Genomic DNA, 16,933 nt, shown 5'->3' with positions numbered 1-16,933 from the left:
GCATTAGGAGTTTTACTTGTGGAGTCCCCCCAAAAAACGTCATACCAACCAGCCACAATTGAGGAAAAATGGCAAAAAACATGGTTAGAACTAGGCTTAGATAAAACGCCTCAAGACAAAAATAAGCCAAAATTCTACGCGCTTTCCATGTTCCCATACCCATCCGGTAGCTTGCACATGGGTCATGTCCGTAACTATACAATTACAGATGTGATTGCTCGCCTCAAACGGATGCAAGGGTATCGGGTATTACATCCAATGGGTTGGGATGCTTTCGGACTACCCGCAGAAAACGCCGCCATTGATAGAGGTGTACCCCCTGCTAAATGGACATATCAAAATATTGCCCAAATGCGGCAGCAATTACAACGTCTGGGTTTATCCTTAGATTGGGAATGCGAAGTTGCTACCTGTTCCCCAGATTATTACAAATGGACTCAATGGATTTTTCTGCAATTTTTACAAGCTGGTTTAGCGTACCAAAGAGAAGCCGCAGTTAATTGGGACCCCATTGACCAAACTGTATTAGCAAACGAACAAGTTGATAATGAAGGACGTTCTTGGCGCAGTGGTGCAATAGTAGAACGTAAATTACTGCGTCAATGGTTTTTTAAGATTACCGACTACGCCGAAGAATTATTAAATGACTTAGATAAACTCACCGGTTGGCCAGAACGAGTTAAATTAATGCAAGCCAACTGGATAGGAAAATCCACAGGTGCATATTTAGAATTTCCTATTGTTGGTTCAGAAGAAAAAATCGGCGTTTATACCACCCGTCCTGATACCATTTATGGTGTTAGTTACGTTGTTTTAGCTCCAGAACACCCCTTAACTCAAGTGGTGACAACTTCCGAACAAAAAGCCGCAGTAGAAGCCTTTATCAAAGAAGTTGGCAACCAAACCGAATTAGAAAGAACCGCAGAAGACAAACCAAAACGGGGTATTCCTACAGGTGGTCAAGCTATTAACCCCTTCACTGGCGAAGAAGTACCCATTTGGATTGCAGATTATGTTCTCTATGAATATGGTACAGGTGCGGTGATGGGTGTACCAGCCCATGATGTCCGAGATTTCAAATTTGCGAAAGAACAAAATTTAGCTATTAAAGTAGTAATTGTCCCGGAAATTGGTGCAGATGAAACTTTAAAAGCAGCTTATACAGAAGCGGGAATTTTAGTTAATTCTGGTGAATTTAATGGCATGAGTTCTGTAGATGCGAAAAAAGCAATTATCGAATTTGCAGAAAAACAAAGTTTTGGTAAATTAAGAATACAATATCGCCTCAGAGATTGGTTGATTTCTCGACAACGTTATTGGGGCGCACCTATCCCTGTTATTCACTGTCCTAATTGTGGAATTGTGCCTGTACCTGACAAAGATTTGCCAGTACAATTACCAGAAGATATCGAATTAAGTGGCCGTGGTGGTTCACCTTTAGCACAATTAGAAAATTGGGTAAATGTTCCTTGTCCAACTTGCGGTACTCCTGCAAAACGGGAAACCGATACGATGGATACTTTTATTGATTCTTCGTGGTATTTCTTACGCTATCCTGATGCGAAAAATGAAGCCAAGATTTTTGATTCTAATAAAGTAAATGATTGGATGCCTGTAGATCAATACGTGGGGGGAATTGAACACGCAATTTTACATTTATTGTATTCGCGTTTCTTCACTAAGGTATTGAGAGATAGAGGTTTATTTAACTTTGATGAACCATTTCAACGCCTATTAACCCAGGGAATGGTACAGGGTTTAACTTACATGAACCCAAATAAAGGTGGCAAGGATAAATGGATTCCTTCTCATTTAGTTGATGCTAATAATCCTGTAGATCCGCAAACAGGAGAACCTTTACAACGTCTCTATGCTACCATGTCCAAATCAAAAGGAAATGGTGTGGCACCTGAAGATGTGATTAATAAATATGGCATTGATACGGCGCGAATGTTTATTTTATTTAAAGCCCCTCCTGAAAAAGATTTGGAATGGGATGAGGCTGATGTTGAGGGACAATTCCGCTTTTTAAATCGCGTTTGGCGGTTGGTAACAGATTATGCTGCTGCGGGAGTTTGTAAGCAAAAACCAGAACTTGATAAGTTAAATAAAGCGGAAAAAGATTTGCGTCGGGCAATTCATATTGCAATTCAAGCAATCACGGAAGATGTGGAAGATGAATATCAATTCAATACCGCTATTTCGGAATTGATGAAGTTAAGTAATGCCATGAATGATGCTGATTGCAATAATTCACCAATTTATGCGGAAGGGATTCTAACTTTGGTGATTATGTTAGCGCCTTTTGCACCCCATATTGCTGACGAATTGTGGCAATTGTTGGGGAATAAAAATTCTGTGCATACCCAAACTTGGCCAAGTTTTGATCCTGCGGCTTTGATAGCTGATGAAATTACTTTGGTAATTCAAATTATGGGTAAAACTCGCGGTTCTATTCAAGTTCCTTCGCAGTTAGATAAAGCCGGTTTGGAGAAGTATGCGCGGGAGTCTGAGGTGGCGAAGCGTTATATTGAAGGGAAGGAAATTAAGAAGGTGATTGTTGTTCCTGGTAAGTTGGTGAATTTCGTTTTGGGTTAATTTTGTTTGCAGGGGAAACGCATCTTATCAATAAGGACGATTAAATCTCAATAATGACCACAATATTCGCATTAATAACCACTTATTGACAATAATTTAATCCATCACTATGACCATAAAAAAATCAATCAAACGATAAATTGGGATTTATTGGTTTATACATTAAAACGGTATTTTGTCAATAAAATTTAGATGCGTTTCCCCTGATTTTGTTTGTAGGTTGGGTTAAATGAAATGCAACCCAACTTATGTATTATTGTCAGTTAATGTTGGGTTTCCTTGGGTCAACCCAACCTACTTAATAGTATAATTGATAAATAACAGATATCCTTAATTAGCATTATGACTACAGTTGCTATTATACCTACATCAAATGCCAATGGAGAAAGGTCTTATCGCGCCATTGCTGGAGATAAACAGTCTGTTGGCAAAACTGCCGGTCAAGCTTTAGATGCTTTGACTACACAATTAGGTGAAGTTGAATTTCGGGCATTATTAATTATTGATAACTTTCAAGCTGATCAATTTTTCACTAACGAGCAAAAACAACGTTTATCTAAACTAATGAGTATGTGGAGAATAGCACGAGATCAAGGACAAACACTTCCCTCAGAAATACAAATTGAGTTAGATAATCTTGTTAATGCTGAACTCAATGCTGCTACAGCCAGAACTGCATATTTAGCACAACAGTTGAGTCAATGAACCCATTTTACCATCTAGTAGCAGATCGCGCTTTTCATCTAATCAAGATGTTGGGGTAAAGTCTCCTGATTTCATAATATTTAGATCAACTAGAGTCGGGTAAGTTGTAGATTTAAAAATTTTTTCAACGTTTTTCTGCAAGTGGATTTTCCTAGCGTGTATAATGTGAGATTAACCTACTTAAGTAAGGAGGAATCAATCATGATTAACAATCTTGATAAAGCAAATATCTTAAATATACTTCGCAAAACAAAGCGGGATGCGGGATATAAATTATACGATCTAGTTAGAATTATTACTCGGCAAAATATCCTTTCCCAAGTAGTTAACGAAAAGGAAATTAGAATTGTTGGACTTAGACGCACTGGTAATCATGCAATTATTAACTGGATTAGAAAGCAGTCCACTGGGAAAGTTATGCATCTTAATAACATTCTCGTAACTGAAAATCCTTATCGTTTTTTATATCACCACTATCCAAAAGATGAGTTGAAACGGGAAGCTATAGGTGATTTTGTCAAAAAGAATTGTTTGCTATACAATTACGAAGATTATAGTCTTGAGGAGGTTAATAACCCAAAGTTTGAAAGAAATCATGATCTTTATTTGGGAAAAAGTGCTGTCAGATATGATATCATTATCTTGAGAGATCCTTTTAATCTTTTGGCTAGTAGATTACAAAAAAACTTTATAACAGTTAAAACTCCTAATGAAACGGTAATGAGTCTTTGGATTGCTTATGCTAAAGAATTTTTAGGAGAAACTAACTATTTAAAAAATAATAAAATTTGTGTTAATTATAATCAGTGGTTTCTGGATCTGAATTATCGCCATCAAATTGCATCTCAGCTAAGACTTGAATTTACTGATGCTGGGATTGAGCAAGTAAAAAATTATGGTGGTGGTAGTTCTTTTGATGGTAAAGGATTGGATGGACAAGCAAATCAAATGGATGTTCTCAATAGATACAAGATGTTTGAGAATCATGCAGACTACCAAAAACTATTAAATAATAAGGAAGTATTGGAATACTCAAGAAGAATATTTGGTGATATTGGTGTGGTGAAGTAAAGTGGGTTAAATAGTCGATCAATTTTTTCAAATATCTGTTTACTATTGCTATAGTCAGCCTAGTTTAGTTAATAGACATCTCCAAATTGGAAAAAGCCTTGATTTGTAGGTTGGCTTGTGGAAAGTGAACGTTTGCGGAGCGTGCGTAAGCCATAATCCAACAAATGCGTTGGGTTGCGCTGTCGCTTAACCCAACCTACCGTTAGTAGCACTAATTTATTCGTAATGACAAATTAGTGCTACTTCATCAAATTCCTACTAAACGATGCTGAAATCAAACTTGATAATTATATCGTTGTAATCGAAATCACCACCATTTGGTAGATCTTCAAAACCAAAGGTGTTATCTGCTAATAAGCGAATGTGGTCTACTCCATCGGAATTTACTCCCAAATAGGGGAAGTAAACTTGAGGATCATTATTGGTGTTGTTATCAGTTAGCTGGGATAGGGTGCCATTGATAATGATCATGGGAGCTAATATTGAACCACCTGCAATCATGGTGCTGTCTGTGACTGGACTTTGGTTATTAACAGCGAATTTGATTATTTCTCCAGTCTCTGCATTTGTAATCAGATTGTTGATTGCTGCTTGTAGGTAATTTGCTCTATTAGCTGAAGTTGCTTGTAAGCCGCTAATTTCTCCTTGAGCATTATCTATTTCATAAAAGTAGACTTCGTTGTTGTATGCGGCTTCCCGGAAGACAGAGAAATCTGCTTTTACCAGACCTGTTATGCCTGTTAAATCAATTAGTTCTGCTTGGTTTTCTAGTTCTGCTTGGTTTTCTGATCCCTTGTAAGTACCTAGAGTTAAGGAATCATCAGTGGATTCAATTTTAACTTTTAGAGAGTTGAATTCTGTAATAGTGGTGCTTTCTTTCCAGGAAATAATGAAACCATCTTCTTCTTGTGTAATGATTTGAGTTGAGGAATCAGCAAATAAAATGTTGGTGGTTTGAGTGAGTCCGGCTCTGAAGGAGTCGATTGTACCGTCTTTTACTAAAAAGAATTTCAAGTAATCACCAGAATCAAATTCTAGTAGGCGTGTTAAATCGACGGTATTAAACCCATCGGGAATGTTGGTAATAGCGGAGAAAATACCTTTACCTTGGCTTTTAGCTCTTTCTAAAGCTGCTTCGTTGTAACCTTGTTCCTCTGGTGCAATACCGTTGATTCTGCCGTCGGCATCGTCAACAATAAATACACCTAGTTCATTAACAAAAATAGAATTGCGTTCTATGAGAGTGGCTTTAAGTCTGACTGTATTACCAGTTCCTTTGATGTTAAAGATGCTGTTGTTGGTGATAATGGCTAGGGAAATATCGTCGTCATTTATAGTTCCTTTGGTTGTGCCATTTGTAGAACTAATAGTTGCACCGTTTGTAGCATTACTCAAGGTGACAGTGAAAGTTTCATCTTCTTCAACTCGGAAATCTTCAGTGGTTGCTACTGTGAAGGTTTTCTGAGTTTCACCAACAGCAAAGGTGAGGGTTTCGGTGTTAGCAGTAAAATCACTAGTACTAGCTGTATCTCCTGTGCCTATAGATGTGGATACAGTTATGTTTTGGGCAGCCTGGGCATCTCCTGTACGAGTGATGGTGAAAGCGATCGCATTTCCTTCTATTGCTGAAGCTGATGCGATCGCAAATACGGCTACTGCATCATCATTGGTAATAGTTCCCTGGGCTGTACCATTTGTAGAACTAATCACCGCACCGTTAGTAGAATTACTCAAGGTGACAGTGAAAGTTTCATCGCTCTCAAACAATTCATCCTCATTGGTTTGAACGGTGAAGGTTTTAGTGGTTTCACCCTGAGCAAAAGTTAGAGTTTGAGTATTAGTGGTGAAGTCAGAAGTACTGGCTGTATCTCCTGTGCCTATAGATGTTGATACAGTCACGCTTTGGGAAGCTTGTGCATCTCCTGTACGAGTGATGGTGAAAGCGATCGCATCTCCTTCTATTGCTGAAGCTGATGCGATCGCAAATACAGGTACTGCATCATCATTGGTAATAGTTCCCTGGGCTGTACCATTTGTAGAACTAATAACAGAACCATTAGTAGGATTACTTAAGGTGACAGTAAAAGTTTCATCACCCTCGAATAGGGCATCTTGAATTGTGTCAACAGTAAAGGTTTTTTGAGTTTCTCCCTGAGTAAAGGTGAACTCCTGGGTTTTAGAAATGAAGTCACTGGAACTAGCTGTACCTATAGATGTGGATACAGTTACTGTTTGGTCAATTAAAATATCACCAGTACGGGTAATGGTGAAAGTTATAGCGTTACCTTCAACTGCGGAAGCGCCAGCAATTGAGAAAACAGGAATGATAAAGTCGAAGTCTTCTGCTGTAAGAGTATCTTTATTGACGTTCTTTAAAATACCAAAAGTTTTTTCAGAACCATCGATCAGAGCTTTGACAATTGTGTCATTCCCATCCTGCTCTAGAATGATGTCTTCAAAATTCTGGACTTGAGGGATGCCAGCAATGACAACTTTATCTACACTTGTTGTAAAATCTAATACTTCTGCTGGTACATCAGGAACTGAACCATTACCAAAATAAAAGCGGTCTAATCCAGCACCGCCAGTCATTTGAGTTCCTTGTTTACCAGCATATAGGGAATCATCGCCAGCATCACCAAATAAGCGATCGCTAGATAAATACCCAATCAGAATATCATGACCTTCACCACCTTCTAAGGTGTTGTTACCCATTGGGCTGGATGTCTTCAGAAAATCATCACCAATCCCGCCTTTGAGGGTATTAAAGCTGCCTTCTATGACATAAAGCTCATCATCTCCAGCATCACCATTAAGTGTGTTATTGTTTCCTTCTACTACAAATAAGCGATCGTTACCATTACCACCATTAAGCGTGTTATTGTTTCCCTCTACTACACTAAGAAAATCGTTATCGTCTCCTCCATTAAGTGTGTTATTGCCCAAAATACCTTCAGCATATAGGGTGTCCTCACCCTCAAAGCCAAAGACTTGATCATCCTGTTGAGCATATAATTCATCGTTATTGGCAGTACCGTTAATGATCATGATTACATTTTTACCTACGTAGGTATTTCAATAAGTACAGTTAATACAATACTCTGGACAGTCATCATGTGGGTTAGTATGTCTTAAATAACACGCTTAATCACAGTGTTGTATATATTTGTTTTAAACTCAGCCCTTACCAAACCCGAACAATACAGTTCAGGGATTTAGTATCTAAGAACCGACTAAATCAACACATTCTCAGTCTGTCCAGAATGTTGATAATATAAATCTCATAAATTAATTAATTAATAATTATTAAAAGTTTATCAACCAATTAAGAATTAACTTTATTAGCAGTCAGTAGCCAGCATTCACCTAAAACCCTGTTTGAGAATGAGTTTAAGGGTTTGGAGTTGGGGAGACTGACACCAAAAACAATAAGTAATCAGCTTAAGATAAGTAGGTGAGTATGAATATTTATCCTTAAGATAAGGCAAGAGGCATAAGGGAAGAGGGTTTGACAAGTATATCTGTTAGCTAAAATCACTAAGCTTCCCGCATAGTCTAATGGTAATACTTATCCATTAAAGGGCAAAAGGTTCGCTGGTTAAAAATAAAATGATTAGGAAAAGACTATGGATAGCAACAACTGGTTAGAACAGCTGATGATGCTGGGTCTTGGGACAACCTCTTTGGTAGCAGATAAACTACGGCAAGTCAGTGATGAACTCGTCAAGGATGGTAAGCTCAATCCTGAACAAGCTAAGGCAGTAATGGACGACATTGTACAGCAGTTAAAGTCAGATCAAGGTAACTGGGAAGTGCAAATGCAAAGACAAATGCGAAATATGATGCAGGATTTGGGGGTTGCACGTCAGTCAGAAGTGGATGAATTGCGCGGCAGAATTGATCGTTTAGAGCGTCAGGTGCGTGATTTAGAAAATAAGCTGTGGCGTTAGGATGTCTATTGTGATTTAAACTGGGTTATGTCCTGTTGGTAAGAAAATTACCGAATTACCTAGATAGGGAGGGCTGATTGTGAAAGGAATTTTACTGAGTGTGGTGTTCATGCTCGTGTGTGTTGCGGCTTTGGTTTTGGCACAAGTTGGTGGTAAACAAGATACTGCTAATGCTGCTAAATTAACCCAAACATCAGCAGCCACTGTTGTAATTGCAGAAAACAATACTTTGATAGCGAACAAGATTATGTCTGATGAGAATGTCGTTACTACTCCCTCTGGACTGAAGTACGTTGAATTAGTACAGGGAAGTGGAGCAACTCCTGCAAAAGGAAAAACCGTTGTAGTTCACTATACTGGTACTTTGGAAGATGGGACTAAATTTGATAGTTCACGCGATCGCGGCCAACCCTTCAGTTTCAAAATTGGTATTGGACAGGTAATTAAAGGTTGGGATGAAGGACTCAGCACTATGAAAGTAGGCGATCGTCGCAAGTTAATCATCCCCTCAGAATTAGGTTATGGTTCTCGTGGTGCTGGTGGCGTAATTCCTCCCAACGCTACTTTGATTTTTGATGTGGAATTGTTAGATATCAAATAAAAATCGGTAATGGGTAATGGGTAATTGTCTGATAGCGTAGCGTGGCGTGGCGTAGCCATATCAGGATTTACAGGATTTAAGGATGAACAGGATTAAGACTGGAATTTTATCACCAATTACCTATTACCAATTACCTATTATTTTAATAATTTGGTCTAGCTAAGTTTTTGAATTTTGTAAATTGTGGATCAAATAAAAGTTTAATAGTCCCAGTCGGTCCATTGCGGTGTTTAGCTACTATAACTTCTGTAATGCCGCGATCTGGAGTATCTGGAGAATAATACTCATCACGATAAAGCATGATCACTAAATCCGCATCTTGTTCAATTGAATTGTGAACAATAATATTATTTGCAATAAAGTTATGTAATTTAGGAACTGTTAAATCAAATACTTCTTCTTCTCCATCAGGTGTAATTGAAACAATTTCATCCCAATACACATCACTGTTGGCTAGGTTAATTAATTGACTTGATTGGACAATATTGGCGATTTTTAATGTTCCTTCTCGACTTAAATTTTCTTTGTTATGGATTAACTCATCAAGTCTTTTCCAACCATGAATTGTTAAAAATTTGTGATTACCTGTAGCTTTAATTTTTTGCCCTAATCGGGTTTTTAAGGTAAATACAGGTTTGATACCTGTGGAAAAGGCGTTACTAACAATTGCCTCTTCTAACTGCATTGTTTTTTCATTTAATGACCAAACTGCAAAACCAGATTTACCTACTAATTCCCTAATTGGTACAAGTAAGCCAGTATCTGCTAATGTTACTAAGGTCTCTCCAGTTAAACAGCCAGATTCACGTAAATCAGATAACATTGGGCGTTTATTGGTGCGGGCTTCTACGCCTCGACTGAGTTGAGATAAGGCTATAACTGGGACAGATAACTCACGAGCTAAACCTTTGAGCGATCGCGTGATTCTTGATAACTCCTGTACCCGATTATCCCCTCCACCTTCCATTAATTGCAAGTAATCTATAACAATTAAACCTAGTTCTGTATTCTGTTCTGCTTGGAGTCGTCGCGCTTGACTCCGCATTTGTGTAACTGTAATATTTGCGGTATCGTCAATAAAAATGGGCATTTCCGAAAGCATCCCAATAGCACGGCTTAACGGTTCCCACTGGGTTTGACTAATGCGTCCACTGCGTAAATAACCACTTTCAATTCCTGCTTCACTGGCTAATAGTCGCTGTACTAGTTGTTCTTTGGACATTTCTAAACTGAAAACAGCCACAGGTAATTTATAACCAGCAGCGATATTATGAGCTAGGTTCAGACAGAAGGCAGTATTATGTACACAAATATCATTAGCTACAAAATTGTGTGTTTCTGGAATAGTTAAATCATAAACTTGCTTGTTACCTACGGCATCAATAGCAACGATTTCATCCCAATAGATATCACTGGTTGCTAATTGTTGGAGTGTTAAATTATCTAAAGCAGTAGCTAAAATCCACAATCTTTCTCTGCTTAAAGATCGTTTACCAACGTGCATATTGCTATAGCCTTTAATTCCCGCACGGTAAGCTAAACTATTCCAAGTTTCATGACCTTTGGCTGCGGCTAATTTTTCCCAAATATCTATAGGTATAAGGTCACGATTAGTTTGATATCGTTTGGTAGATATTGCGGCTGTCACCTTTGCTAATGCTTCTTCTTTACCAAAAATACCAATTTCTGAAATGAAAGTTTTGATAGATAAGGCATCAGTAATATCTAATTGCCAAGCAGGTCTACGAGTATTGTTATATTTTACAGAGCGTTTTTTCAAGGTAGCAATAATGCCAAACCTTAATAATAGATGTTGAATCTGTCTTGCTAGTTTCTCACTAACTGTGCCATAGCCTAACTGTGATTGTCCACTAGCCAGTAATGTCGCCCAACCATCTGTGGCAAATAAACGATTTAAGAATAAAGATATTTGCGATTTTTCTAATTTAAATATAATTTTGGGGATAGTTTTAGTATGAGCATCTTTACCCCACAAACCTAATTTTTCTAACCAAATTGTTAAACTATTTTTACTAGACTTGCTGATGCTATTAAATCCATAAGGTGCAAATTCCTCTAACTCCATGTTTAGAGTTTTACATAATAGCTGAAAAGTGTTGAAATTTGGTACACATTCTCCTTTCGTCCACGTACAAAGTAAAGATGGACTTACGCCTAGTTCATGGCTTAATTGTTTAGCCGATAATGAACGAGAGCGAATGGCCATTTTGAGACTTTCGGCAAACAACTCTCTTTGAGTAGCAATAAATTCTAAATTTCCTTTAACACACAATGATGGTGTCCTTTGCCCTTGGGAATCTTCCCATCTTATTGATAAACCACCAAAGTCAGTAATGGCTTGAGAAAAATCTGCTTGTAGTAATGGGTTGCTATTTGTAAATCTGGGGGTGCTGTTAGTTAAACCACCATCACCGATTAAATAACCTAATAACTTAACTTCACACTCCCGGATGGTTTCTTTACCAAAGACATCAATTTTACGGGGGACGGCAATTTTATCACCGATTTTTAGATTTTCTAGCCTTTGCCAGCCGTTAATAGTTAAATATGGGTGAGTAATGGTAGTTTCAATGAATCTACCCAAGCGAGTTGTGACACGGAAAACGGGTTTGATACCATCATCTACAAATGCAGATGGTTGGGTAAAGGTAAATTTCCAATTGTCGTTTAACGTCAATAAAAAGCCTTGACGTTGGTTATACAATTCTTCAATTGTGGTAATTTGCCCATCAGCTAGAACGATTTCTGAGTCGTAACTAAGGCATTTCCCCATTGACGGCCGACCAGCGATGATAATTAAATCAGAACGCTGAAAACCACTGGTCATGGCATCTAAATCATAAAAACCGCAGGGAATACCGGGTAAGGCGATGCCTTGATGACGAGTTTCAATTTCCTGGAAGGCGTTAATCAGGGTATCAGAAATGTGAACTAAACCTGATTGGGGACGTTCTTGAGTGACACCGAAAACTTTCTGTTCTGCTTGGTCTAAGACAATTGGTAACTCGGTTTCTGTTTCGTAACCAAGATGGACAACTTCATTACCCGCTTTAATTAATTGTCGTCGCAGGTATTTTTCTGTGACTAATCCTGCTAAAGCATCAATGTTGACTGCTGAGACTGTGCGGTCTACTAAAGTGGCTAATTTGTTTCTACCACCAATACGGGTCAGCTTATCGTTATCAGTCAGCCAACTGGTGAGGGAGAGCAGGTCTGTGGGTTTATTTTGGGCATGGAGTGCGATCGCAGCTCGATAGATATCTCTATGGGCGCTGATGTAAAATGCTTCGGGAGCCAAGCGATCGCGAATTCGACCTATTGCTTCTGGATCTAGTAAGATACCCCCCAAAATCGCTTCTTCTGCTTCAATGTTTTGGGGTGGTAAGCGATCGCTCCCATCACCTTGAAAACTCAGTTCTTCAGCCATAAGTGAGCGATTTTGGATTTGCAAACAGGGGTAGGGGCAAGTCAGTACAGAGTAATAAGTAACGAGTAATAAGTAGGAACGATACTCAGCATTCAGTACTCAGCACTCAGCACTCAGCACTCAGCACTCAGCACTCAGCACTCAGCACTCAGCATTCAGCACTCAGAACTCAGCACTCAGCATTCAGCACTCAGCACTCAGCACTCAGCATTCAGCACTCAGAACTCAGAACTCAGCACTCAGCACTCAGCATTCAGCACTCAGAACTCAGCACTCAGAACTCAGCACTCAGAACTCAGCACTCGGTACTCGGTACTCGGTACTCTTAGCTGGCAATAACTTCGATATCAATTTGCGCTGTTACGTCAGAATGCAGCTTAACTTCAGCTTGATAAGTACCAAGGTGGTTAATATCGGGGATGGTAATACCACGACGGTCAATTTCTTGACTAGTAGCAGCCATAATTGCTTCGGCTACATCTTGGGTGGTGACAGTACCGAAAATAGCTTCGTTTTCACCAACTGGCTTGGCAATTTTCAAGCTACCAACTTTTTCTAAAGTTGCTTTTTGTTCTAAAGCTTGTTGTTTTAGTTCTAATTGTCTGAGACGTTCTTGCTCACGACGACGTTCTACTTGCTTGAGAAGACCGGGAGTGGCATGATTTGCCTTTTTTTGAGGAATTAGGAAGTTACGAGCATAGCCAGGTGCTACATCCACTAAGTCGCCGGATTTACCGAGCTTATAAATATCCTGATTCAAAATTAACTGCACACGTTTGGCCATTGTCTTTCGTTTTTCCTGTAAAATTTTTATTGACTTGGGTATCAGCAGGAGAGCTTACAAAATGGTAGCTTGATTCCCAGCGACTTTACATAGTTACCCCAAAGCCTACAGATCGTAGCGGAAAATAGGGGGCGATCGCAACTCTAATTTGCCAAAATCTACAATACCTGTTCCTACTATAGAGTTTCAGTAGTTACTAAAATCTTTAAAATTGGTCTTTCATGCCTCTAATTCTGGCAAAGGTTTGCACTGGATCACTACTTTTTGCAGCTAATTGTAATGATGCTTGATCCCATCGCAAAAAGGGATTTGTTAGCTTTTCTATTCCTAGTAGTGAGGGTACGGTTGCTTCTTGGCGATTACGCATAGCGGTAACTTCAGCAAAACGCTTTTGTAAATCTAGGTTCTCGTCATCCACGGTGAGTGCAAATCGCAAATTACTCAATGTGTATTCATGGGCGCACCAAACACGAGTATTATCAGCTAAATTCCGCAGTTTAGTTAATGAATCTACCATTTGTGTTGGTGTCCCTTCAAATAAGCGACCACAACCACCAGTAAATATGGTATCACCACAGAATAATTCTCCTATTTCACCGTCTATCAGTGGTGGGAAGTAATAAGCAATATGAGCGCGGGTATGTCCAGGGACAAAGAAAACTTCTGCGGTGCGATCGCTAAATTGTATGCGATCGCCATCTTGTAAAAATACCTGCTGTCCAGGAATCCTCCCCCGATCTTCCACCCCACCATAAACCACTACCTGGGGGAATTGTTGCATTAACTGTTGATTACCACCTACGTGATCATGATGGTGATGAGTGTTAAATATTGCTACCAACTCCGCTTGAAGTTGCGCTAATTGCTGCAAAACCGGTTGAGAATCTGCCGGATCGACTACTGCGGCAATGTTTTTTTTGCTATCATAGAGCAAAAATACATAATTGTCTGAAAGTGCTGCCAAACGTATGATTTGCATTACATTTGCCTCTATCTTCAATATAATACAAGTATTAAATATTTAAATCGTCTTCAGTAAAATACATAACTTCATAAAAAATTGCAAATAATTACTTATACTTTAAATAAAAATCAAACCATACCTGGTATTATATATGTATAATTTTGCATTATCTGTTCTGCAAAACTATCCACAATAGCTGGAAAATATGTTAACTCTCGAAAAATCTAGGTTAAAAGAAGCGAAGTATTAATTCCAAGTTTTTGTTATTCACTTTTGGTATTATTTCATCATGATTACCACAAACTTTGATTTTACACACATATTTTAGATATAGCGTTCCTTAATCATATTAATTATATCATAGCCACCTCCCCGCTGCTTCGTGAAGGAGGTCGGCGGTAGGGTTCTTGTCTCTCACTCAACCGAGAAACGCTATCTTAATCAAGAATAACCTATTGCAACTACATACATTCTCTAATCATAGAACAAAAACTACACTCCCATTTGTTTACTTTTATTAATGACAAGGAATTTTTTATTAACACGAAGACTGGAATAAAAGTTTTTGCAAAGGGACACACTACATTAGTTTTAAACAAAAAAGGTTTTATGAGATCAGCAACTCAAGGATTTATTACAATTCTCACAGGACTTTACCCTTTTCAAGATTGTGTTCATTTTTTAGCATCTGTAAGAAAGTTTCATCAGGAACCAATAATTATTTTAATTGATCAAGTTCCTAAAATTTTTTATCCCCTATTAACAAGATTTAACAATATAATCTTGAAGCCAGCTCCAGCTAATAAAAATCCTGTTTTAGCATCACGAGAAGCTAAACTGGCTTTGTATGCTGCCTCAGAATTTGATAAAACTATTTACTTAGATTCAGACACCTGTCTATTAACTGATTTAAATGATGTATTTAATTATTTAGATGAATATGATTTATTACTAACAGAAGATGTTCAACCTTCTATTGCCAAAGCTACGAATTTATTGAGGGGAAATCAACAAGAACTTTTACCCCATGTGCTAACAATTTTGCAATCCTTAGACTTACCACTACAGGATGATAGTATCCAGTATAATAGCGGTTTAATTGCTTTTACAAAATCAGAAAAAAATCAAATCTTTTTTAATGAATTTAAACAGTATTTTGAAATAATCAAAAACAATCAAGATAAATTACTACTCAAAGATCAAGGTGCTTTTTCCTCAGCTATAGCCTCAACCAAGCCTAAAATAAAGATATTACCCCCTACCTATAATTATATGAGTAAATGGCAAGATGCGTACCAGATTGATACACCAATCAAAGTTCTACACTGTACCTATCCTTACCGTCCTCAATACGCTAAAAATATCACTCGAAGTCTTTATACTAGAGTATTTGACAAATTAGCTCAAGTATTTTTACCCAACCAAGTAACTAATCCCTGGCGTAAAAAATAAACCATTAATCATGAAAAATAATAACTACTTTATGTAATAAAATAGTTGCGATTAGAGCCTAGCATAATAAAAACATCTGAAAATTTTGTAATCACAGGAGAAAATACCAAAATTGAAAATTTCTATATTAGTGAGTGATTTATCGAGTGCCGGAGCAGGAAGATGGGGTGGTGGATCTGTCCGTTCTTTTTTGTTAGCTCAAGCACTACAAAAACTTAATCATCAAGTAGAAATTTTAGGATTTGTCTTTGGACAAGAAGCCGCAGTGATTCCTCAATCAGAGATTATAGTTAGTCACTTTACTGGCTATAACTACCCAAAATTTCTGATCTCAGCTTCTCAACTTTTGAAAAGACTTGATGGTGATATTATTTATGCTATGAGACCAAAACCTACAACTTTTGGTTTAGCATTACTGCAAAAATTAAAAACCAAACGACCGATAATTTTAGATATAGATGACTGGGAACTCAGTTGGTATGGTGGTGAAAAATGGCAATATAATTTATCATGGAAGCAAATTTATCGGGATGTTTTTAAACCAGATGGAGCCTTGAAAAATCCTGATCATCCGCTTTATTTGCAAAAAATTGAAGGGATGACACACAAAGCTAATGCCATTACAATTCATACTAAGTTTTTACAAGATAAATTTGGTGGCACATATATACCCAATGGAAAAGACACAGAACTGTTTAATCCTAATTATTATGATCCCGAAGCAAGTAGAAGCTACTATGGACTGTCAGGTTATAAAATTTTAATGTTTCCTGGCGCACCTAGACCTTACAAAGGTGTTGAAGATGTATTAATGGCACTGGAAATTCTCAATGACCCAGATTTAAAACTAGTAATTGTAGGTGGTAGTCCTTATGATGATTATGATGCTCAACTCTCAGAAAAATGGGGACGTTGGATTATCAAACTCCCAAAATATCCATCTACAGAAATGCCTAAAATTGTGGCAGCGGCACACGTCATTGTTGTACCACAAAGAGATACTCCCGCAGCTTTAGCTCAATTTCCCCTCAAGTTAACAGATGGTATGGCAATGGCTAAACCTATATTAGCAACCCGTGTGGGAGATATTCCCGAAATTTTAGGCGAAACAGGTTATTTAGTTGATTCTGAAGCGCCTGAACAACTTGCTGACAAAATCAAATTGATATTTGAGGATTTAGATACAGCTAATCAGCGTGCAGTTAAAGCAAGAGAAAGATGTGTAGAAAAATATAGTATCAATTCAATGTCTTCTGTTCTTGAATCAGTCATCGCCAACTTATAAATAGTTCTGAGAAATAATTAATTTTTCATGAATGATCATATATATTGTTGGTGTGAGAAATAACTTAATTTTCAT

The 16,933-nt window shown here is 37.9% G+C and carries 11 protein-coding genes; 7 read left to right on the top strand and 4 right to left on the bottom strand.

Features of this window, described 5'->3' with window-relative positions:
* The first annotated feature begins 18 nt into the window (after nucleotides 1-18).
* The 3 genes from leuS to VB713_RS19595 all read left to right on the top strand — a co-directional run bounded on the left by leuS (nucleotide 19) and on the right by VB713_RS19595 (nucleotide 4,374).
* Nucleotides 19-2,598, top strand: coding sequence for a leucine--tRNA ligase (gene leuS, locus VB713_RS19605; protein WP_323313186.1), 2,580 nt, complete (start codon nucleotides 19-21; stop codon nucleotides 2,596-2,598).
* 342 nt (nucleotides 2,599-2,940) lie between these two features.
* Nucleotides 2,941-3,303, top strand: coding sequence for a hypothetical protein (locus VB713_RS19600; protein WP_323313185.1), 363 nt, complete (start codon nucleotides 2,941-2,943; stop codon nucleotides 3,301-3,303).
* A gap of 201 nt (nucleotides 3,304-3,504) precedes the next feature.
* The gene (locus tag VB713_RS19595; RefSeq protein ID WP_323313184.1) at nucleotides 3,505-4,374 is read left to right on the top strand and encodes a hypothetical protein; all 870 of its coding nucleotides are present in this window, start codon (nucleotides 3,505-3,507) and stop codon (nucleotides 4,372-4,374) included.
* A gap of 258 nt (nucleotides 4,375-4,632) precedes the next feature.
* On the opposite strand, the gene VB713_RS19590 is transcribed toward VB713_RS19595, so the two are convergent.
* Nucleotides 4,633-7,422: a Calx-beta domain-containing protein gene (locus VB713_RS19590; RefSeq protein WP_323313183.1), complete on the bottom strand. Its 2,790-nt coding sequence runs from the start codon at nucleotides 7,420-7,422 to the stop codon at nucleotides 4,633-4,635.
* A 578-nt stretch (nucleotides 7,423-8,000) separates the two neighbouring features.
* Here VB713_RS19590 and VB713_RS19585 point away from each other — a divergent pair.
* On the top strand, nucleotides 8,001-8,324 hold the full coding sequence (locus VB713_RS19585; RefSeq protein ID WP_323313182.1) for a phasin family protein: 324 nt from the start codon (nucleotides 8,001-8,003) through the stop codon (nucleotides 8,322-8,324).
* 79 nt (nucleotides 8,325-8,403) lie between these two features.
* A complete protein-coding gene (locus tag VB713_RS19580; protein WP_323313181.1) occupies nucleotides 8,404-8,925 on the top strand; it encodes an FKBP-type peptidyl-prolyl cis-trans isomerase in 522 nt (173 codons plus the stop codon).
* 142 nt (nucleotides 8,926-9,067) lie between these two features.
* Here VB713_RS19580 and dnaB read toward each other — a convergent pair whose 3' ends face one another.
* From dnaB to gloB, 3 genes are all read right to left on the bottom strand, one after another.
* The gene (gene dnaB, locus VB713_RS19575; protein WP_323313180.1) at nucleotides 9,068-12,373 is read right to left on the bottom strand and encodes a replicative DNA helicase; all 3,306 of its coding nucleotides are present in this window, start codon (nucleotides 12,371-12,373) and stop codon (nucleotides 9,068-9,070) included.
* Between the two features lie 325 nt (nucleotides 12,374-12,698).
* Complete coding sequence (gene rplI, locus VB713_RS19570) at nucleotides 12,699-13,157, bottom strand: 50S ribosomal protein L9 (RefSeq protein ID WP_323313179.1); 459 nt, start codon at nucleotides 13,155-13,157, stop codon at nucleotides 12,699-12,701.
* A gap of 205 nt (nucleotides 13,158-13,362) precedes the next feature.
* Nucleotides 13,363-14,136, bottom strand: a complete 774-nt coding sequence (gene gloB, locus VB713_RS19565) for a hydroxyacylglutathione hydrolase (protein ID WP_323313178.1) — start codon at nucleotides 14,134-14,136, stop codon at nucleotides 13,363-13,365.
* Nucleotides 14,137-14,730: 594 nt separating this feature from the next.
* Here gloB and VB713_RS19560 point away from each other — a divergent pair.
* Together VB713_RS19560 and VB713_RS19555 are read left to right on the top strand one after the other, a co-directional pair.
* The gene (locus VB713_RS19560; RefSeq protein WP_323313177.1) at nucleotides 14,731-15,573 is read left to right on the top strand and encodes a hypothetical protein; all 843 of its coding nucleotides are present in this window, start codon (nucleotides 14,731-14,733) and stop codon (nucleotides 15,571-15,573) included.
* A gap of 112 nt (nucleotides 15,574-15,685) precedes the next feature.
* On the top strand, nucleotides 15,686-16,858 hold the full coding sequence (locus tag VB713_RS19555; protein WP_323313176.1) for a glycosyltransferase family 4 protein: 1,173 nt from the start codon (nucleotides 15,686-15,688) through the stop codon (nucleotides 16,856-16,858).
* The last annotated feature ends 75 nt before the right edge of the window (nucleotides 16,859-16,933 follow it).

Origin of the sequence: Anabaena cylindrica UHCC 0172, assembly GCF_034931625.1 — a bacterium.
Classification (GTDB): domain Bacteria; phylum Cyanobacteriota; class Cyanobacteriia; order Cyanobacteriales; family Nostocaceae; genus Anabaena; species Anabaena cylindrica_A.
The sequence above is the reverse complement of the archived record's forward strand: the minus strand, read 5'-3'. Positions and strand labels throughout refer to the sequence as shown.